This window comes from Candidatus Auribacterota bacterium, from assembly GCA_026392035.1.
GTDB lineage: Bacteria > Auribacterota > Tritonobacteria > UBA1439 > UBA1439 > JAPLCX01.
The window spans coordinates 23,309-43,043 of sequence record JAPLCX010000083.1 but is presented as its reverse complement, the minus strand read 5'-3'; the positions used below and the strand labels follow the sequence as shown (position 1 = coordinate 43,043).

The window sequence follows — 19,735 nt, the reverse complement described above, 5'->3', positions numbered from 1 at the left end:
ATCAAGAATACCGGAGAGAGGTATATGATTTTGTTATGTGAATAAACCGATGATAGATAACTCATGAATCTCATAGGGTCAAACCCGAAGTTCTAAATTGACAATAGTGCTCATTGATGATATTCTTTAAACATGGCCAGACCATTGAGAATAGAATATCACAATGCATGGTATCATGTAACCTCTCGAGGAAACCAGAGGGCAAATATCTTTAGGGATGATAAAGATCGGAACAAATTTCTTCAGATTCTAAGGGAAAGCGCAGCATTATTCAATATAGAAGTGCACGGTTATGTATTAATGGGTAACCATTTCCATTTTTTGTTGAGGACATTAGATGCAAATCTAAGTAGATTTATGCAGCGCTTTAACACTACCTATATCACGTATTACAATCTGCGCCATCACCGCGCGGGGCATCTCTATCAAGGTCGATATAAGGCTATTCTAATCGAAGCAGATGAATACTTGTTGGAACTGAGCCGCTACATTCATTTAAATCCTGTGCGGTTAGAGAAGTATCGCAATCTTCCGCTTGAAAAAAAGATTGGTATATTGGGGGGGTATTATTGGAGCAGTTTTCTTGGTTATATTAGGTCAAGAGAACGGGATGATTTTATGCGTTATGACATGGTATTGGCCTATATGGGAGGGGATGATAAGCTGTGCAGGGCGGCGTATAGGGATTTTGTTTTGAAGGGGATAGCATTGGATCTAAACAATCCATTGGAAAAAGCAAGAGCAAATGCTTTGTTGGGAACTGATAATTTTGTGACCTGGGTTTCTACGAATATCTTGAAACAAAGAGAATTGCTGGTTTATGATTACTCGCATTTAAAAGAGATTAAGAAGGCGATTCCAATTAAGGAATTGGCTGAAGCGGTAGCAAAAGAATATGGAGTCAAAGCGGAAGAAATTAGCAAGAGTAGATCGAGACATAAGGAAGCCCGGCAAGTGTTACTCGATATAACGTATCGAACTAATTTCAAGATTATGAGTCTTAAAGAAATGGGCCAAGAATTGGGTGGGGTTAGCGGTGAGCGAATCAACCAGGTTCATAAGAAGGTTCAGATAGAGCTGAAGCAGAACAAGCAGCTAGAAGAGCGCGTAGGAAAAATAATGGAGTCAATAACTTAGAACTTCGGGTTTGACCCCAGAAATGAAAAAACCACTTGAAGTGCTGTCACTCGCTGCGGTGTTGGTCCTGGCGTTTGCGCTCCGCTATACTGAGCCGTACTACCTCGCCGATCTCGCGATCGTTCCTGATTCCGCCCAGTACGCGGTGGCGGGATATAATCTCGCACACGGTAGGGGGTTATGGATATATATAAATGATCTGAGGCTCCCGCTGATGTACCCCTGCGGTTTTCCGCTCATACTGGCGCTCTATTACTTGCTGACAGGGGCAGCACTCCACACGGCGATTTACCTGGTTCTCGCATTTAGCCTCGCTTCCATAGTGCTCGCGTACCTGTTTGCGCGATCCGTATTCGGCTGCCCGACGGCTCTTCTTGCAGCCCTCTTTCTCTCGGTAGCTCCTTCGTATGTGGGTTACAGCCAGGTACTCATCAGTGATATGGTCTCCAACACCTTTATGATCGCAGGCCTCTGGCTCGCGTGGATGGCCGCAGTCGGTGAGAGGAAAACGTCGCGGCTCTGGTTCGCTGCGGGTGCGCTATGTGGTTTTTCAACAGCGGTACATATAATGAGGATCATCACTCTCCTGCCTCTATGCGCCACGTGCCTTATCGGTTCCCGCAGGAATATCCGTTGCCAAGCCATTTCTCTCGCGTATCTTGTCGCTGGATTTGTTGTTGGCATTTCACCTGTCCTTATGTATAACGGTATGGCGTTTGGCGATATATTCAAGACTGGCTATTACTACTGGGAGCGATGGGAGGGAGGTAAAGATTATTTCTCCCTGCACTATGCAATCAGAAACACTGCCGTTTCAGAACGGGGAGACCAACGGGGAAACATCGTCTATTATCTCTGGCATTTCTTCGGCCTGAGCTGGCCGACGCTGTTCGCCCCATATTTCCCGGCCGTGCTTCTGCTCGCGATATTCGGAGTCGCTGGCTGTGTGAGACAAAATAGGGGAGGGGTGAGATTCAGTTTTGCAGTGATGATACTTTCACTCATTTTCGGCACCCTTTTCATGCTCCTCTTCTATGCCTTCCAGATGGCCAAGTTTTTCCTGCCGGTCGTGCCGTTTGTGTGCATGCTCGCGGCAAACGGCACGGTGATGCTCCTTGGCGTATTCAGAGGTGGGAGCGTCAGTCGCCGGCTTCTCCTGCGCGTACCCGTGGCGATCCTCCTCGCGGTCACTGCGTGGGGCTGCGCGAAGCCGTTCATGGGCGGAGATCTCACACATCATGCCCCGACGTGGTGGTATGAGGGATTCAAGGTGCTGAATCAAATCGCCCCGGATGATGCCTTTCTAATATCAGGTATTGATGGGGTGTATGTGACTCATTATTTCATAGGGGGCACCCACCGTACGTATATGCCTATATCGAGGGAGGTGGAGTATATCAGGCAGAGGGATCTTCCGCTCAAGGTCGCCATGGAGAACCCGGGGTATATCAGGAGCCTCCTGGCCAGCGGGAAGAGGGTCTACATGGACGGTTTCACGTTCAACTGGTGGGCGCGGTACCGCGCGGCATTGGAAAAGGATTTTAACTTTGTGCCGGTGACTTCGTATTATAACGGGAGTCTTAGACTTTACGAGCTCAGACCGAAATCCACATCGTAGGTGAACAAACGTGTTCAAATCCACCTGCGAGGTGGACACGGGCGGGATTATGGATACTGGCGGTAAGATTGCTCTGGCGAAGAGGCTGTGCGCCCTGCTCGGTGCCGTTGTGATTGCGCTGGCGGCAGCAGAGATAGTCCTGCGCCTCTTCGCGCCATTCCCGGATTATACCTCTGATACAATTCATTCGTTCCCCGACCAATACGATCCACTCCTCGGCTATGCCGGTGTGCCGAACCTTGAGACGTGGTTCATCCTCCCCGATTTTAAGCACAGAATCGTGAATAACTCGCGAGGATTCAGGGAGCGGGAGCGATCGTACGAAAAGTGGGGCAAAAAGAGGATTGTCGTCCTCGGCGATTCGACGGCGTGGGGCTGGGGGGTTGAGGCGTTGGAGAGATTTTCAGATATCCTGGAGCGGCGGCTCCCCGGATGGGAGGTGATCAACCTCGCCCAAGCCGGTTACTCCACGGATCAGGAGCTTCTCGTCCTGGAAACCGAAGGCCTTAAGTATCGCCCGGACATCGTGATCCTCCTCTTCGACCGGAACGACGTGGTTGAGGGGAATAACGCAAAGGTGATAGACGGGATGCAGCCGAAGCCGTTCTTTGTCGGGGAGGGGGACCGGCTGGTGTTGAAGAATACGCCTGTTCCCTTCGAGCCGGCATACTGGGCAAAAAAGAGACTGCTCGCCCAGAGCTATGGCATCCCCGGTAGAGAGTCCGAATCGCACTGGTCGGTGGATTATCTGAAGAGAGAACTTCTTACCCACTCCCACCTGTATAACTGGCTCACATTCCGACTCGCGCACCCTGTATGGGCTGGATCGGAACCTGTTGCGGGAGAAGGCGACCCGGAGAAACTGGCGCGTGAGTTAGCATTGACAGAAAAGCTCCTCAAACGGATTGACGATCTCTGCCGTGAAAATAGCGCCCGCTTCATAATCGCTGACATACACTCAGTCTATTCACCGCTTCTCAAGCGCTTCTGCCAGGGAGCAAGGATAGGGTATGTGGATCTCGGACCCTGTCTCCATGGCAGGATTCGCCCGGTGGTGCATAGGAAAGTAGGGCACTGGAATAGCTATGGCCACAGGGTTGTTGCTGATGCGATGATTGACTATCTGAGAAAAAATGATTACATTCGATGATTAGTATTAGCCACAGATGAACACAGATAGACACGGATTGTCTTGGAAATAGTCGCAGAAGATACTGAGTAAAATTTCTTCATTGGTCCACAATAGCCGCAGATGAGCGCAGATAAACACGCATGTGTGGTCAGGGCGATTGCAATCGCGGTCGTGGCGATTGTGTTCATCCCGTATACCTGGGGATACTTCAATACTCTTCCGGGGATGGTGTACATGGGATTCCCCGACCATCCCTATGATCAGAACAGCTACCTCTCCCGCATCCAGCAGGCGTCCGAGGGAAAATTTTTCATCAGGCGCGATTTTACGCTGGAGGAACAGCGGCCGCTTTTTTTCAATCCGTTCACGTGGACGCTTGGAATCGTGGCGCGTTATTCGCGTTTGAGCCCCCTCGCGGTCTACTACGGCGCGCTGGTTTTTTACACCCTGCTGCTCTTTTATGTGATCTATTGGTTTATCGGCTTTTTTATCGAAGATCAACGGGAGCGCACCTTTGCCTTCGCCCTGTGCGCGTTCTCGTCGGGGCTCTGCTGGGTGATCCCCGATCACCAGTGGGAGATGCTTTTCTCGAGGCTCAACATCGTCCCGATAGACTACTGGATCGCGGAGACGATCACGTTTGAAACGATTTTCTCATTCCCCCAATTCGCGCTCACCGCGGCCCTGATGCTGCTCGGGTTCGGCTTCTTGCTCAGGGCGCTCAGGGGGAGGCTACTGGTCAACAGTATCTATGGGGGGCTCTCGCTCGTTGCCCTCAGCTTCGTGCACACGGTCGACATGGTGACCATCACGGTAGTTATGGTGACGTATTGCATCACGGTGTATTTCAAGTACCGGCATGACGCCGCGCGCGTCCTTGCTTCCTCTGCGGTTATCGCTCTCGTCGCGCTGCCCGCCTTCCTCTACATGCTTTATCTCTTTAGGACGGAGCCCGTATTCATCGAGTGGTCGAAAGAGAAGTTTTTGTCCCCGCACCCGTTGAGCTACGTCATCGGCTACGGCATCGTGCTCTTCATCGCCATGCCTGAGCTGGCGTGGATTTTTAGGAGGGGAAATCGCGACGATTGGCTCCTTGCGGTATGGGTAATCGCTGTGGCAATACTCCTCTACGCGCCACTCTCCTTCCAGCGGAGGCTCTCAACGGCCGTCCACGTGCCGCTGTGCATCCTTGCGGCGCGGGGGACATTCAGGTACCTCCTGCCCGCGTGCTCTGGCATATTTATCCCGGTGACAGCCCTCGACACGGGGAAGAGACGTCACGTGGAGGCGATTATCCTCGTGCTCATCTTTCTGATGACCACCCCTTCCAACATCGTCAAGGTCATGAGCTGCATCACCGATATGAAAACCAAGCCGCTCGAGTTCTACCTGTATGAGGGAGATGTCGCGGCAATGAGATGGATGAAGGAGAACAATAATGAGGATGCTGCAGTCATTTCTTCATACAAGAGCGGCCTCTATCTGCCTGCCTACACCGGAAACAGGGTGTATGTGGGGCACTGGTCTGAGACATTGAGGTTCACTGATAAAGCACGGCTGGCGGACTGGGTGCTCTACGGTCCCAGGGCCGAGAGAGAGAAGCGAGAATTTTTAAAGGCGAACGGCATCAGTTATATCTACTTTGGAAATTTCGAACGCATGAAAGGCCCCTTCAGCCTGGAGACAGCCGGTTATCTCGAAAAGATTTACGATGGGGGAGGAGTGAGTATCTACAGAGTCGCAAAGTGATGCAAACGCTTCTGGTGGTCAGCAGGAAATATGCCCGTAGAGAACTCAAACGACTCTGGTGGCGATTGACCGTTCCCTCGCCATATGGTAGGATACGTTCACTTCGAAAATAGATGAGGAGGATCAATGAGCGTTATCGCGCAGACTGAGCTTGAGAAGTTGCTGAGGGAAGGGATCATAAAGGTCGAACCGTTCACGCGGGAACAGCTCGGCCCCGGCTCGATAGACCTTCACCTGGGGAATGAATTCACCGTCTTCAAGAAGGTGCGGGAGGTCTTCCATATCAAGGATGATACCGACTACCGGATGATCAGCGAGACGATACGCGTCCACGACTTTTTCGTGCTCATGCCGGGCGAATCCGCGCTCGCGAAAACGGTTGAAAAAATTACGCTCCCGGATGACATCTGCGGAAGGCTCGAGGGCCGGAGCAGGTTCTCGAGGTTGGGCCTCCTGGTGCACATCACCGCGTCATTCATGCATCCCGGAATATCCAACCATCAGGTGCTGGAGATGTATAATGCGAGCCCGATCCCGCTCGCCGTTCATCCGGGGACGAAAATCTGCCAGTTCATCTTTGAAAAGACCATAGGCAAGGGGCACTACAGCGGTCGGTTCGCAGACCAGTAGCATGGGGCGCGTGCGTATCGTGTGGGGGCATGAAGCATGTATGCGGGTAATTTAATTGTGCGAGCGGCGTGATTGCATGACAAGGAGGTGGGTATGTTCATAGTCGCGGTAAGGCGATGGTCATGTGCCGCTGCATCCATGGCGGCGTTGAGCGTGCTCGTCCTGCCGGGCACGGCGAGTGCTCAATATTTCATGAGCTACGCCGGTGACACCGCCTCGCGCAGGATCAGAGACACCATCTCTGTCCTGACCGAGGCCGAGCAGGCCATTGACACCAACCACCAGACCATTGGCCGCTGGCTGCTCTCATCTGCCCAGAGCATGCTGGCCGATGCGCGCGGCGGCTTGCCCAATGCCGAGTTTCATGAAAGGCTTTCACAGGTTCGCGCGGACCTTGAGAAAAAAAATAATAAGAAGGCAGCCTGGAGCGTGAAACGCGCGACGGATGAACTCCACAAGCTCGCGAGCGTCTGGGATGTCGGTGGCGAGGAGGCGAAGATGGGCGAGCTCTCCGCCCTTGTGGAGAAGGGAGATGCTCAGACGGCGCTCGCCGGCGTACAGTCGCTCGCCGACCTCGTGCGGATCGACCCGCTGCAGCGATGCCTCGATAGTGCCGGCGCCCAATTGAAGGTCGCGCGAGAGAAGCACTCAAAGGGATATGAAATGGACGCCGTGAAGGCCATCGTTGAAGCAAAATATTCACTCCGCAGAGCCTATCTGGGGGCGAGGCTCGCACAGGCGAAGATAATCCTCGCTCACGCGCGCCTCATGCTGCGAGACGGCAAGCGCTGCAGGGCAGGGTGGGCACTGTGGCGCGGCGCGAGAAAAATCAGAAAGGGGAGCTACCTGGTCGATGAGGCTGAGGCAGACGCCCTGACAAAGATCGCGGCGGGGATCAAAGAAGCACGCGCGTTGATGTGCGGGGAGCCGGCGGGGGCATCGAACAAGCTCGCGGAGATTGAAGCCAAAGTCTCCGCCCTTTTTGGCACATTGAGCCCCGCGGCTAGCCCTGCGACTTAAACACTGACAGGAGGGCGCCGCCGCTCGCGATATTGACCACCCTCTCCCGGCACGCGCGCCCCACCATCCCGAACCCGTGGGGCGTTGAGATGAAACCATACGTCGTATACATGGGGACCGCCTGAAAGCCATTCCTCCCCGCGAACCACGGCAGGCGCTTGACCTTATTGTCGATCCACTCCTGTACGACCCACTCTCGTGATTCCTTGAGCGTTTGTTGAACGAGGCGCTCCCATTGCCCCTGTGCCATTTCCAGGCCTATCGCAACTCCCTCACCACCGCAGTGCCTGTTGGGTTTTATCACGAGCTGCTCCCTGTTTTTGGTGATGGTGCGAGAGAGATCTATCTTCCGCCCCTTTCGATCGGTGGTGGTTCTCTCATAGATGAGCCGCGTCCAGGGGATGTGTCGCGCGAGGAGGGCCCGCTGCCGGCTGGTGAAGAGTTTGTGGAACCGGTCATCGGTGAACACCTCGAGGAGGCTCTTGTGGTCGAACTCCCCGCTGAGGCTCGAGACCATCTGATTTCGTTTGAAGAGCTCCCTGAGCGCGGGGAGCCGCGCCCCTTGGTCCTCCAGTTCGAGCAGATCGCGGAGCTCAACGTTTCTGTAGGCGATGTCAATGACGCGGCCCCGATAGCAGACCTCGCCGCGCCGCAGCGAAAGCTCCCGGGGATCCGCGAGGTATGCCCTGACCCTGTGGCGCCTGAAGAATTTGACGAGTGACGGCAGTTCAGTGGTCCCCACATCCCAGCTCTTGTTTTCGATCATGGCGACCGTGAGCCCTCGGCGGCCGAGGGCTCGGGCGTGAGAGGCGAGCTCTCTGAGAATGATGAGCCGCGTGTCCTCGTTGGGCTGGAGACTGGAGATGCCTCTCGCCCCGTAGAGGGCGCGGAGCGTCACGTCGGCGATGATCGACTCAGCCACCGGCGCGTAGAGCATGCCCCCCACCGCGACGGAATTGTTCTCGAAGAAACGCGCCGACTGCCCGGCGCGCGGTGATGCGAGTGGCATATCCGCATCGAGACGGTAGATGATCGGCTGGCGGGTCCCGTGTGTCGGATGCCAGCATTCCCTGAGCCATTTCCCCTCTCGCGGAAGCAGTGGCAGGGCTTCCCGTAACGTGGGAGTGTCGAGATAGCGTGGTACGATCCCCTTCACGAGAGCGATAATCTCACGGCAGAGCCATGCGAGGTAGCGCGCGTGCGTGACGGGGAGCGTGGCGGGAAGGGGGATGAGGTTCATTGCCTGGGTGAGGCCGGCCTTCCTCTGGTAGGTGAGCCCGCGCGTGAGCGAGCGCCGGAGTATTTTCTCCCGCAGATCGAGGTGCTCCTGCGGGGGAAGCGCGAGAAAATCCCCCAGCAGTTTATTGTCTATGGGCAGTTGGTCATACATAAACTACAGCCCAACGTGTAAGGCGTAACGTTGAAAGTAAAATTATATACGACAACCTTAATTTAAGCGTCTGTCATTTCCGCGGAAGCGGGCCTGCCTGCGCGAAGCCGCTCCGGCATAGGCAGGGATCCGGAATAGAAGCTGGACTCCTGCGTTCGCAGGAGTGACATAGTCAGATATGAAGACACGTACGAGTCGCTACACTAATATATTGCAATTTTTTTCGTGTGAATGTACGTATGGACAAAGAACGTAAGGAGCGACGCGAGATCTATCAGTGTTGAATGGGAGCGCCCCTGCGGCACCCGGAGCGTGAGGCGCGCGGCTCTTCGCATGAAGCCATGGAGCAGTCTTTTTACGTCCGACCGGTCGAGACCGGACCAGAACGAGATCCTCTCAACGAGCATGGGGCTGTGCAGGCGCATGAACTCGCGCGCGCTCATGGACCGTGGCGCAGCCTCGGCAGAGAATACCTTTCTTAAAATTTCATCTCTGTAGGCGGCCATTTCTCGCCGGTGCGCTTCAGGGGTGAGGCCGTAATATTCCAGAAGGGTGAAGCGCATCTCCTTCACGGGAACATCCTTCTTCCGGCTGCGCATCGTGGGGGGGGATGCGCCGATCTCCCGGACAATATCATGGATGTAAAAGAGTTTGCGGATCGCCGATGTGCCCGCATACATTCTTCTCCAGCCGCTGCGGGGGGCGGCCCACACGGCAAACGCTTCGGCGAAATCTTCGTCGGGGTGCTTCTGTGCGTAGTAGTGTTTGGCGTGTGTCACGTGCCGCCCGCTGAAAGGGTTTGGGACGTAGTGATCGTGGTACGCCTTGTGGAAGGGGCCGAATAGCTCCTGCCAGTCCGGCCGCCGGTGGAGTTGGTACGCGTAGCAGAGCGCGTGGCCGGCCTCATGCCTCAGGAGCCTCATGATGGCCGGCGCATCCTCAACGTCATAGCCCATTTCCCTGTGGAGGCGGGACAGGTCGGGGCGTGCGAGGTAGAAGGGAATGCTGATGACGGGGGTCAGGTCCGGACACCCCCACGCGTCTGAGAGATAGCAGGGCGGTCGAAACCGAATGCCCGCATCCGCGAGCTCGCGGTAGAGGGCGGCAACGCAGCGTGAGAGCGGCGGGGCGCCGAGGCTAAGTCCAAGCCTGCTGATTTTTGTTCCAAGGAGCTTGTCCCGATGGGATTTCCAATGCGTTTTCATGCACAGGTGAAGGTTGATTGCCATTATGCTATCATAGAGCGCCGGTTCTGGTTACTGAATTCAGTATTCCTGATTCCGGGTGTTGGTACGTGAGGAGAGATCCCGATGAAGAAGATTGTATTTATCTGCAGGGATAATTCGTGCCTCAGCCAGATGGCGGAGGCGTTCGCGGTGAGATTCGGCAAGGGGATCATTGACGCCAGGAGTGCGGGTATTCACCCGGCACCGGAAGGTGACCGGATGGCGAAAGCGGCGATGAGAGAGCGCGGCTTTGAGGTCGGAGAGTTCACGCCCAGGGGGCTGGACTCGCTCCACAATGAAACATTTGACCTCTGCGTGCATTTCGGCTGTCCGGAGGCTGACCTCCCCGCCGCGTTGTGTGCCGGAGGACGCGTGGACTGGGGGGGCATAGCCGATCCCGCGGGCAAGCCCTACGCCGCGTACCGGAAGGCCCGGGAGGAAATAGGAGCGCGGATACTGGGGCTGATCAGGCAGTCCAGGGAGAAGGCGTGAAGCCGATCATCTGTGCGGCAGCGGTGATCCGCAGAGGTGATAAGATCCTCATCGCCCAGAGGGAGCATGACTCCAATCTCGAGCCGCTGAAGTGGGAGTTCCCCGGAGGCAAAATTGAATTCACGGAAGATCCGCGGGTCTGTCTTGCCCGGGAGATCAAAGAGGAAATGGATTTCGATATCGAGGTCAATGACATTTTCGAGGTCGTTTCACACAACTACCAGAAGGGCGGCGAAACGTACCATGTGCTCCTGCTCTGCTATCTCTGCACCTACCTTCGCGGCCAGCCACGCCCCATTGAGTGCCACGACCTGAGGTGGGTGGGGAGCGGCGAAATAGGGCGCTTTGATTTTGCCGCAGCTGACATTCCTATAGTCGCAAAGGTTTGCAACTGTCTGTTCAACGCGCGCTAACGGCGGAGGTGCGAAGAGTGATGCGTACGGTGCTCACGATTGCCGGTTCTGATTCCTCCTGCGGGGCGGGGATCCAGGCGGATCTCAAAACATTCCAGCGGTGCGGGGTGTACGGCGTCTGCGCGGTGACGGCGGTAACCGCGCAGGACAGCGCGCGCGTGACGGACGTGCTGCCGCTCTCACCACGGATCGTATCGGAGCAGATAAATGCGGTCCTCGGAGAGATGCGCGTGCACGCGGTAAAAACAGGGATGCTCTGGAGCGAGGGGATAATCATTGCGGTGTGGCGCAGCCTGTTAAAGTATCGGATCCCGCATCTCGTGATCGATCCGGTTATCACTTCGCACGGTGGGAGCCGCCTCCTGTCACGGCGTGCTGAAAAGGCCCTCGTGCGGCATCTTTTCCCCCTCGCGGACCTGGTGACTCCGAATCTCCTTGAGGCCGAGGAGGTTGCGGGGATAACGATCAGGGGCAGGGGCGATATTCTTGAGGCGGCGAAACGTCTGAGGGCGCACGGGCCGCGGGCGGTGCTCATCAAGGGAGGGCACGGCGGTGGGGGAGCGACAGACTGGTATTACGACGGCACGGCATTGTCAACGTTGCGCGCCCCGCGGAGCGCGCGCGGGAAATTGCATGGGTCGGGCTGCATTCTCTCTGCCGCAATCGCTGCGGGATTGGCAAAGGGTATGCCGCTCGGGAAAGCGGTGCGCGCCGGCAAGGCGTATGTGAGCCGGGAAATAGGGCGTGCCTGGCAAATCGGCAAGGGAACGGCCCTTGCCCTTCATAGCTGATCGATCTTCCGCGGCTGGCCGACCGGCTGCTCCTGAAAATCAGCGAAGGATTGACCGAACCTTTTCCAGAACTTCCCCTGCTTGATAAAGAGACGTGTGCTTTCCTGCGCTACCGTCGCGCCGAATTTCGTGAAAAACCCCCCGGCGGCGAGAAAGGTATCACGGCTCTTATCACCGACCATCCTGCCGGCCGATGCGATCGGGGGAGCGTCCGGTGGCCGTAGCGGTTGAGGCCCCTGCGGCCATGCCGCGCGGTCAAGGGCCGCGGCGAGCAGCAGTATCAGGCACGCGAGCGATAATCTCTTCACCATTGTGCTTCTCCCCAGTCCGTAGTTGTTATACAGTAATACACTATCACAAACGACAGCTCAGAATCAAGCGCCGAGGCGTATCACGACAAAGTTTCGCACTCAGCCAGCTCGCACATCGATGTGCCTGGTCCACCATATGAACATATCGCTGCGGAATAAGCTTCTCATGCTTTGTAAGATCGGGCTGGCGGCAGGGATAGTCGCCTTCGTTATCTACAGGAAGGTGGACCTGCATGAGCTCGCCGGCTATCTCCGCGGCGTGAACCGGGGGAGCATTCTTGCCTGCGGGGCGGCCTATGGAGTCCTGTGGCTGATGAGCGCCTGGCGCTGGCAGATGCTCGTGAAGGTCCAGGATATCGGCGTTCGGTATATCAATATCTTGCGATACTGCTTTATCGGCCTCTTTTTCAACAACATCATGCTCGGCTCGATGGGCGGCGACGTGCTCAAGGCGTATTACCTAGCGCGGGCAGCTCCGGGGAGGGGGGAGGGCGCCCTCATCTCGGTCATCGCAGACAGGACTGTCGGATTCCTGACGTTCTTCGGCATTGGCTTCGCTGGCATTATGATCAATGGCCGTAATCCCCGCCTCCGCGCGGCGTCATGTCTGTTTCTCGCGTTCTTTCTCGTGACCTGCGCCGGTCTCCTGGTGCTCTACAGTAAGGATATCCTCAGGAGAATTCCATTCGCGAAAAGAGCGCTCAGCCGGCTCCCCTTTGAGGAAAATGTCCGCCGGCTCTACCGCGCGCTGTACACATATCGCACGCACAAATCCGCACTCTGCGGGGCGCTGCTCATTTCGCTCGTATTGCAGCTCGTCACGATCGCCATTGTCTACCGGATCGCAAAGATGCTCGGCATGGCGGAGGTGACCTATGGACACCTCCTCCTCCTCATTCCTCTCATCGGGACAATATGCGCGATACCCGTTACCCCCTCGGGCTGGGGGACGGGGGAGGTCGCGTATTGCAAATTGTTTGGCGCGCTGGGAATCCACGCAGATCAAGCCCTGGCACTTGACCTGGTCATACGCGCCCTCGTGATGTCATGGAGCCTCATCGGCGGGATGCTCTAAATGATGTTCGCCACGGATTTTCACGGATAACCACACGGATGGCCGCAGATGAAGCTTTCTTTTCATCTGTGAATATCCGTCATAATCCGTCCCGCTTAGCGGGATCCGTGGCCCCCCTCTATAAGTGACCCCTTACCGGGTGAGGGGAAAAGCAGTGCTGAATCTCCGCGGCATCGTGATATAATAACTCTGATTCTCTTCCATTTTGTGAGCTGTAACCTGAAAGGAGAGACGCAATGATCAGCGGAGTTAAAATCAAAGAGTTGAGGCCGCATGCCGATGAGCGGGGGTGCCTGCAGGAGATCCTGCGCTGCGATGAAGAGTTCTTCGAGGGGTTTGGCCAGCTCTACGTATCCCTGAATTATCCCGGCGTGGTGCGCGCGTGGCATTATCACAAGAAGCAGGTCGACTTCATCGCGGTGGTCAAGGGGATGGCAAAGATCGTGGCCTATGACGGGCGTGAGGGCTCCCCCACGCATGGTGAGGTGAATGAGTTTTTCGTGGGTGAGCACAACAGGATTATCATCCGTATCCCCGAACTCGTCATGCACGGCTATAAAACGGTGGGGGGTGAACCCTGTCTCCTGATCAATTTGCCCACGCGATGCTACAACAGGAGCGAACCTGATGAGTACCGGATCCCCCCTCATGAGAACGACATTCCCTATGAGTGGGGCATCAAGGAGAAGTAGTACGGTAGTGAGCAGCTGGTAGCGAGTAGGTAGGGGCTGCGGAATAATAGTGGCGGCATGCACATTAAGGGGGTGACCATGAAAGGAGTGATACTCGCGGGAGGGCTTGGGACGAGGCTCTCGCCGCTCACAAAAATCACCAACAAGCACCTTCTCCCTATCTATGACAAGCCGATGATTTATTATCCTCTCCAGACTCTGGTCAACGCGGGAATCGACGATATCCTCATCGTGACGGGGGGCAATAATGCAGGCGATTTTCTCCGGCTTCTGGGGAGCGGGAGGGAGTTCGGCCTCAAGGAGTTGCAGTACGCGTATCAGGAGCGGGAGGGGGGGATCGCGGAGGCGCTCTCACTCGCCGAGCACTTTGCGGAAGGGGAAAAGCTCGCGGTCATGCTGGGCGATAACATTATCGAGGGGAACATCCTCAAAGCGGTGAGTGATTTCAAGCGGCAGGCCGACGGAGCGAAGATCCTCCTGAAGGTAGTCGACAACCCTCAAGATTATGGCGTCGCGGAGGTCACAGGAGACAGGATTGTCCATATCGTAGAGAAACCTGATAAACCTGTCAGCAACTACGCCGTGATCGGTATCTACCTGTACGATCATGATGTTTTCAGTATCATAAAAACCATCACTCCCTCCGGCCGCGCCGAGCTCGAGATCACCGATGTGAACAACGCGTACATCGAGAAGGGTAAGATGACCTATGACATACTGAAGGGATGGTGGGCTGACGCGGGGGCTTCCATTGATCGGTTGATGAAGGTCAACATGCTCGTCTACGAACGCGGGGCCAATAAGATGGATATGTGAGCAGTTGAGAGTTATAACGCCTCATGTCCTCAACTCCCAACCCTCAACAATACATGGTGACTTCATGAAACTGCTCGTGACCGGCGGCGCCGGATTCATAGGCTCGAACTTCATACGGTACTATCTCTCAAAACACAGGGACTGCTCGATCGTCAACCTCGACAAGCTCACCTACGCGGGGAATCTGGACAACCTGAAGGATATCCAGTCGGATCCGCGCTACCGGTTCATCAAGGGTGACATCGCCGACGCGTCGCTGGTGCGGAGGATAGTGGGTGAGGGTATCGAGGTGATCGCCAACTTCGCGGCGGAGACGCACGTTGACCGCGCGATCGGCCACGCGGGGGATTTCATCCGCACAGACGTCTACGGGGCCTTCGTGCTGCTCGAGAGCGCCCGCGCGCACAAGATCAAAAAGTTTATACAGATCTCCACCGATGAAGTGTACGGGAGCATCGAGAAAGGGTCGTTCAAGGAGACCGATCCCCTCATGCCCAGGAACCCCTACGCCGCGAGCAAGGCCGGCGCCGACAGGCTCGCCTATTCCTACTGGGCGACCTATCAGCTCCCGGTGGTCATCACGAGGGCCTCCAACAACTTCGGGCCATACCAGTATCCGGAAAAGGTTATACCGCTTTTCGTCACCAACGCGCTCAGGGACATTCCCGTCCCGCTCTACGGCGACGGCATGAACGTGCGGGACTGGCTGTTCGTGGAGGACCACTGCGCCGCGGTCGCGCTCCTCATCGAAGCGGGAACTGACGGCGAGGTGTACAACGTCGGGGGGGGGAACGAGATTCCCAATGTCGAACTTACCCATTTCATTCTTGATTGCCTGAAAAAGCCCCGCACTCTCATAAAACAGGTCAAGGACAGGCAGGGGCATGACCGGCGCTACTCGCTCAACTGCGACAAGGTGAAAAAGCTCGGCTGGCGGCCGCGGGGGGATTTCAAGAAGGCGATGGGGGAGACGGTTGACTGGTACGCCCGCAACGAGTGGTGGTGGGATAAGCTGAAGAGCGGGGAGTACTGGGAGTACTACCGGAAGCAGTACGTGGAGCGTGAGCAGGCATAGCCCGCGAAACGGCGACAGGGCGAATCGGCGAGACGGCGCAATAGCATACACAGTTCAATGATCAACGTTCCTTTTCGCCGATACACCGGTTCGCCGGTTCGGATCAAGAGATTGCCTTCAGGGTTGAACAATGGCCACACATGAGAGAATCCTGGTGATCGGGGCAGCGGGCATGCTCGGGCACGAGCTGATGGATATTCTCTCGCCCGCGTGGGAGCTCACCGGCGTTGACATCGGCGAGGTTGATATCACCGATAGAGAGGGCACGGAGGCGTATATCAGGGAGCTCAGGCCGCATGCTGTCGTCAACGCGGCCGCGCGCACGGATGTCGATGGGTGCGAGGGTGACCCGGACGGTGCGTTCGCCGTTAACGCGCAGGGGGCGGGGTACGTCGCCGCGGCCTGCCGCGCCGCCTGCGCCAGGATGATTTACCTGAGCACGGACTACGTCTTCGACGGCCGCGCGAAAAAGCCCTACCGAGAGGACGCGGCGACAAATCCCCAGAGCGCATACGGGAAATCGAAACTGGCCGGGGAGCAGGCGGTCCGGCGCGGCCTCGACGACTATATCATTGTCAGAACCTCGTGGCTCTTCGGCCTGCACGGGAAGAACTTTGTTGACACGATACTCAGGGCCGCGGCCAGGCAGCCTGTCCTTGAGGTGGTGGGAGACCAGCGCGGTTGCCCCACCTACGCGCGCGATCTCGCCAAGGCAATCGGCTCGCTGCTCATGACAGACTGCCGGGGCATCGTCAATGTGACGAATAGCGGCGTCTGTTCCTGGTGCGAGTACGCCCGCGCGATCCTCGAACTCGGGGGGATCAGCGGTGTGAGGGTGAACGAGATCACGAGCGAACGCCTCTCTCGCCCCGCCCCGCGGCCGCCGTTCTCGGCGCTCGATGGCTCACGCTACGCCGGGCTGACTGGCGCCCCGATGCGGCAATGGAGAGAGGCGGTAGGGGAGTACATGAAAAAGGGGACAGGCTACTTTTTCACCTCGGATAAGAATCAAAAGGAAAGAAAAAATCACTCTCTCACACAGATGAAAAGCACTACCGATGCATAAACTCAACAGAAAAAGTAGCCTGTCCCCTTTTTCAAAAATGCCACACTATCTCCATCACCGGACGCGGCTGCGGGAACGGTTCGAGAAGAGCGGCGCGGTGGCGATGCACGACTACGAGTCGCTCGAACTTCTCCTCACCTATGTGATCTCTCGAAGGGACGTCAAGCCGCTCGCCAAAAGTCTCATCGAGCGATTCGGCAGCCTCTCGGCGGTCATTGACGCGAGCCCGCGCGAGCTCGAGTCGGTGAAGGGGATCGGGCCGCGGTCGGCATTGCTCATCCCACTGATCAAAGAGCTCTGCACGGAGTATATGGCAGAGAAGATGATGAGCCGGGACCTGCTCTCCTCGCCCCGCGCGGTCGTGGATTTCGCCAGGATGAAGCTCGCCTCCCTCCCTCGCGAGGATTTTATGGTCATCTTTCTCAATGTCAAGAATGAGGTGATGGACTACGAGACCATCCATGAGGGGACGGTTGACCGCGCGGTGGTCTACCCGCGGAAGATTGTCGAATCGGCCCTCGCGCACCATGCGGTGGGGCTGATCTTGGTCCACAATCATCCGAGCGGCCATCCGGAACCTTCGGCGGAGGATAAAACCATCACGAGTTCGATCGCAGAAGCCTGCCGTACCATGGACATCCGCATCCTGGACCATCTGGTGGTCGGCAGGGATGGGTATTTCAGCTTTGCAGAGAATAACTTATTATGATTTAATCCGCGGATAGGCGCGGATAATCGCGGATTATCAGAGTATCTTTCAAAGAGGCGTTTATCCGCGGGAGAAAGCATTTGCTGAATAGCAAGATTGCGGATTGCATGAGAGAGGAGGACAAAGGATGATTGACAAAGAATTATTAGATATTCTCGCATGTCCTGCCTGCAAGGCGGATGTCAAACTCGAAGACGAGAAGATCGTCTGCACACAATGCGGTCGCAGGTACCCCATAAGAGACGGCATTCCGATAATGCTCATTGACGAGGCCGAGGTGCCGGAAGCAAAGAGCAAATGATTTTTCCCGCAGAATGCCGATTAATCCTGAGCAGAAGTCCGGGCTGCAGCCCAGACCATCGAACATGATCCGAGATTTGATATGAGTCCTAGGATTTGCATGATTTGCTCCCTGTTCCATCCCGTTATCGGCGGGGCAGAGAAACAGACGGAGAACCTGGCCCGGGAATTGATAAAAGGCGGCCTGAAAGTATTCGTCCTTACTGAGAGGATAAGGGGTTTGCAAAGGGTAGAGGATTTAGATGGCCTGCTTGTTTACAGAGATATCATGCCCTTGAGATGGAGATTTATATGCGGCATAAGCTATTTGTTAAGTACCTTTGTATTTCTCTACAGAAAAAGGGATGATTACGATGTTATTCATACTCATATTCTGTATCACCACACTTTGTCTGCATTGGTTATTTCCTGGTTATTCAATAAAAAGGTTGTAGTTAAAATCGCATGTGGAGGACAGTTCGGTGAATTAGCAAGGATAAGGAAGATAATAGGGACCAGACTTCTCAGTGCGATCTGCAATCGAGTGGACGCCTTCATTGCTATTAGCAGGCAAATAGAATATGAGTTAGGGATGCTTGGCTTGAGCCCTGGAAAAATATTCCATATACCCAACTTTGTAGATCTGAAGAAGTTTCATCCTGTTCAAGATGGCGTAAAGATGCGATTACGGAGCGACCTTTGCCTCCCCGCAGATAACAAAATAGCATTGTTTATAGGGAGGTTAGTTCCCCAGAAGACTCCTTCGTGTTTGATCGAAGCATGGGCTGAAGTATCTTTTCACTACCCGCATTCCATCCTTGTGCTGATTGGTGAGGGGAAGCTGAAAGCGGATTTAGAAAATCAGATATGCGACTTAAACTTACAAGGGAAGGTATTGTTCTTACCTAAGACGAGCACCATTTCCTCCTATTTTCAAGCCAGCGATATCTTCATCCTTCACTCGCTCTCTGAAGGTTTATCCAACTCACTTATGGAGGCTATGGCTTGCGGCCTCCCGTGTGTTGCTACAGTGATAGGCGGCAATACTGATCTGATTGAGGATGGCGTTGATGGCATTCTGGTGCGACCAAGCAGTAGTGAGGAGTTGGCGCAGGCTATCCTGGGAATATTGAATGATGAACAGGGCGCAAGGCTTTTGGGAAGGCGAGCAAGGGAAAAGATCGGAAAGTGCTATTCCAGCGAGTATGTTATTCCGAGATATATAAATTTATACAATGCGCTCTTATCCAGAAGATGAGTGGGGGGAGCCTCGGCGCAATCGGTGATGTAACTATCTTTTAAAACCTTGGTTACTGGTGAGACAAAATATGCATGTTAAGATACATCGGCTGAGATGAACATGTTGAATAAGATTCTAAGGGCAATCAATGAGCCATCCTTGATAATGAGAAAGTTCAACGACTTTTTGATTAATAAAAGGAAGGTTTTAATTGATCTCAATAGGGCACGGTGCATGCTGCTGGATTTTCTGTCTGCAAAATATGACATTGATATAGGTTCTATTTTTAAAGATTATTTAAGTTCGGAATTTAAGTCATGGTATGGCATTCAGAAATCTAGACTCATAGAACTCGTAGGGGGCGTTGGCACGAGCTCTGATTTTGATTGCGATACCCTGTATCTACTGGTGAGGGCAGCGAAGCCATCAGTAGTTGTTGAAACAGGGGTGCTGTATGGCGCCTCCAGTTCTCATATCCTCGAAGCGTTGAGGGAAAACGGCTTTGGCATGTTGTATAGTATAGACCTGCCCGGTGAGGAAGGAAAGCCATCGCAGAACTTTCTTGTAAGAAAAATTGTTATGGATAGGTGGAGGTTATTACTTGGAGACATCAAGGTAGAGCTGCCTAATCTGTTAGAGAGTTTGAGCCAGATAGATCATTTTCATCATGATAGCCTCCACACATTTAATCACATGCTCTGGGAATATGAGACAGCACTTGGTTATCTCAAACCTAATGGAATGCTGTCATCTCATGATGTTCTTTGTCCTCCATTAAAGAAGAACGCATTCAAATACTTTTGCAGAAGACACCACTTGCAGTATCGTATTTTTAGGAATCTGGGGATATGTTTTTTGGGAAATTAGCCTGCTG

The 19,735-nt window shown here is 54.9% G+C and carries 21 protein-coding genes; 18 read left to right on the top strand and 3 right to left on the bottom strand.

Features of this window, described 5'->3' with window-relative positions; translation table 11 throughout:
• The first annotated feature begins 132 nt into the window (after nucleotides 1-132).
• The 6 genes from NTX71_08900 to NTX71_08875 all read left to right on the top strand — a co-directional run bounded on the left by NTX71_08900 (nucleotide 133) and on the right by NTX71_08875 (nucleotide 7,286).
• Nucleotides 133-1,137 carry a transposase gene (locus NTX71_08900; GenBank protein MCX6340021.1) on the top strand — a complete coding sequence of 335 codons (1,005 nt, stop codon included), beginning with the start codon at nucleotides 133-135 and terminating at the stop codon, nucleotides 1,135-1,137.
• Nucleotides 1,138-1,159: 22 nt separating this feature from the next.
• On the top strand, nucleotides 1,160-2,755 hold the full coding sequence (locus NTX71_08895; protein ID MCX6340020.1) for a glycosyltransferase family 39 protein: 1,596 nt from the start codon (nucleotides 1,160-1,162) through the stop codon (nucleotides 2,753-2,755).
• Nucleotides 2,756-2,804: 49 nt separating this feature from the next.
• Complete coding sequence (locus NTX71_08890) at nucleotides 2,805-3,905, top strand: SGNH/GDSL hydrolase family protein (GenBank protein MCX6340019.1); 1,101 nt, start codon at nucleotides 2,805-2,807, stop codon at nucleotides 3,903-3,905.
• Between the two features lie 102 nt (nucleotides 3,906-4,007).
• Nucleotides 4,008-5,636, top strand: coding sequence for a hypothetical protein (locus NTX71_08885; GenBank protein ID MCX6340018.1), 1,629 nt, complete (start codon nucleotides 4,008-4,010; stop codon nucleotides 5,634-5,636).
• A 126-nt stretch (nucleotides 5,637-5,762) separates the two neighbouring features.
• Entirely contained in the window at nucleotides 5,763-6,266 is a 504-nt protein-coding gene (gene dcd, locus NTX71_08880) for a dCTP deaminase (GenBank protein MCX6340017.1), read from the top strand.
• A gap of 93 nt (nucleotides 6,267-6,359) precedes the next feature.
• Nucleotides 6,360-7,286 (top strand): hypothetical protein, encoded by a 927-nt coding sequence (locus NTX71_08875; protein ID MCX6340016.1) that lies wholly within the window; start codon nucleotides 6,360-6,362, stop codon nucleotides 7,284-7,286.
• Here the strand turns inward: NTX71_08875 and NTX71_08870 are convergent.
• Nucleotides 7,270-8,676 carry a hypothetical protein gene (locus NTX71_08870; GenBank protein MCX6340015.1) on the bottom strand — a complete coding sequence of 469 codons (1,407 nt, stop codon included), beginning with the start codon at nucleotides 8,674-8,676 and terminating at the stop codon, nucleotides 7,270-7,272. The genes NTX71_08875 and NTX71_08870 overlap by 17 nt on opposite strands.
• A 203-nt stretch (nucleotides 8,677-8,879) precedes the next feature.
• Entirely contained in the window at nucleotides 8,880-9,905 is a 1,026-nt protein-coding gene (locus NTX71_08865) for a hypothetical protein (protein ID MCX6340014.1), read from the bottom strand.
• 81 nt (nucleotides 9,906-9,986) lie between these two features.
• On the opposite strand from NTX71_08865, the gene NTX71_08860 reads away from it, so the two are divergent.
• Genes NTX71_08860 through thiD form a run of 3 tightly spaced genes read left to right on the top strand, consistent with a single transcriptional unit; the run spans nucleotide 9,987 to nucleotide 11,598 of the window.
• The gene (locus NTX71_08860) at nucleotides 9,987-10,394 is read left to right on the top strand and encodes a hypothetical protein (GenBank protein MCX6340013.1); all 408 of its coding nucleotides are present in this window, start codon (nucleotides 9,987-9,989) and stop codon (nucleotides 10,392-10,394) included.
• Entirely contained in the window at nucleotides 10,391-10,807 is a 417-nt protein-coding gene (locus NTX71_08855) for a (deoxy)nucleoside triphosphate pyrophosphohydrolase (protein ID MCX6340012.1), read from the top strand. The genes NTX71_08860 and NTX71_08855 overlap by 4 nt, the downstream gene beginning before the upstream one ends.
• A gap of 20 nt (nucleotides 10,808-10,827) precedes the next feature.
• On the top strand, nucleotides 10,828-11,598 hold the full coding sequence (gene thiD / locus NTX71_08850; protein ID MCX6340011.1) for a bifunctional hydroxymethylpyrimidine kinase/phosphomethylpyrimidine kinase: 771 nt from the start codon (nucleotides 10,828-10,830) through the stop codon (nucleotides 11,596-11,598).
• Here thiD and NTX71_08845 read toward each other — a convergent pair.
• Nucleotides 11,589-11,909, bottom strand: coding sequence for a hypothetical protein (locus NTX71_08845; protein MCX6340010.1), 321 nt, complete (start codon nucleotides 11,907-11,909; stop codon nucleotides 11,589-11,591). The genes thiD and NTX71_08845 overlap by 10 nt on opposite strands.
• A gap of 136 nt (nucleotides 11,910-12,045) precedes the next feature.
• Here NTX71_08845 and NTX71_08840 point away from each other — a divergent pair, with 136 nt between their 5' ends.
• The 9 genes from NTX71_08840 to NTX71_08800 all read left to right on the top strand — a co-directional run bounded on the left by NTX71_08840 (nucleotide 12,046) and on the right by NTX71_08800 (nucleotide 19,728).
• Nucleotides 12,046-12,984, top strand: a complete 939-nt coding sequence (locus tag NTX71_08840; GenBank protein MCX6340009.1) for a lysylphosphatidylglycerol synthase transmembrane domain-containing protein — start codon at nucleotides 12,046-12,048, stop codon at nucleotides 12,982-12,984.
• 236 nt (nucleotides 12,985-13,220) lie between these two features.
• A complete protein-coding gene (locus NTX71_08835) occupies nucleotides 13,221-13,676 on the top strand; it encodes a dTDP-4-dehydrorhamnose 3,5-epimerase family protein (GenBank protein MCX6340008.1) in 456 nt (151 codons plus the stop codon).
• Between the two features lie 78 nt (nucleotides 13,677-13,754).
• Nucleotides 13,755-14,492 (top strand): sugar phosphate nucleotidyltransferase, encoded by a 738-nt coding sequence (locus NTX71_08830; protein MCX6340007.1) that lies wholly within the window; start codon nucleotides 13,755-13,757, stop codon nucleotides 14,490-14,492.
• A 64-nt stretch (nucleotides 14,493-14,556) separates the two neighbouring features.
• Complete coding sequence (gene rfbB, locus NTX71_08825) at nucleotides 14,557-15,567, top strand: dTDP-glucose 4,6-dehydratase (GenBank protein ID MCX6340006.1); 1,011 nt, start codon at nucleotides 14,557-14,559, stop codon at nucleotides 15,565-15,567.
• A gap of 130 nt (nucleotides 15,568-15,697) precedes the next feature.
• Entirely contained in the window at nucleotides 15,698-16,633 is a 936-nt protein-coding gene (gene rfbD / locus NTX71_08820; GenBank protein ID MCX6340005.1) for a dTDP-4-dehydrorhamnose reductase, read from the top strand.
• Nucleotides 16,634-16,670: 37 nt separating this feature from the next.
• Complete coding sequence (radC, locus tag NTX71_08815; protein MCX6340004.1) at nucleotides 16,671-17,342, top strand: DNA repair protein RadC; 672 nt, start codon at nucleotides 16,671-16,673, stop codon at nucleotides 17,340-17,342.
• A 127-nt stretch (nucleotides 17,343-17,469) separates the two neighbouring features.
• Nucleotides 17,470-17,643: a Trm112 family protein gene (locus NTX71_08810; protein ID MCX6340003.1), complete on the top strand. Its 174-nt coding sequence runs from the start codon at nucleotides 17,470-17,472 to the stop codon at nucleotides 17,641-17,643.
• An 81-nt stretch (nucleotides 17,644-17,724) separates the two neighbouring features.
• Complete coding sequence (locus NTX71_08805; protein ID MCX6340002.1) at nucleotides 17,725-18,879, top strand: glycosyltransferase family 4 protein; 1,155 nt, start codon at nucleotides 17,725-17,727, stop codon at nucleotides 18,877-18,879.
• A 102-nt stretch (nucleotides 18,880-18,981) separates the two neighbouring features.
• Complete coding sequence (locus NTX71_08800) at nucleotides 18,982-19,728, top strand: class I SAM-dependent methyltransferase (protein ID MCX6340001.1); 747 nt, start codon at nucleotides 18,982-18,984, stop codon at nucleotides 19,726-19,728.
• The last annotated feature ends 7 nt before the right edge of the window (nucleotides 19,729-19,735 follow it).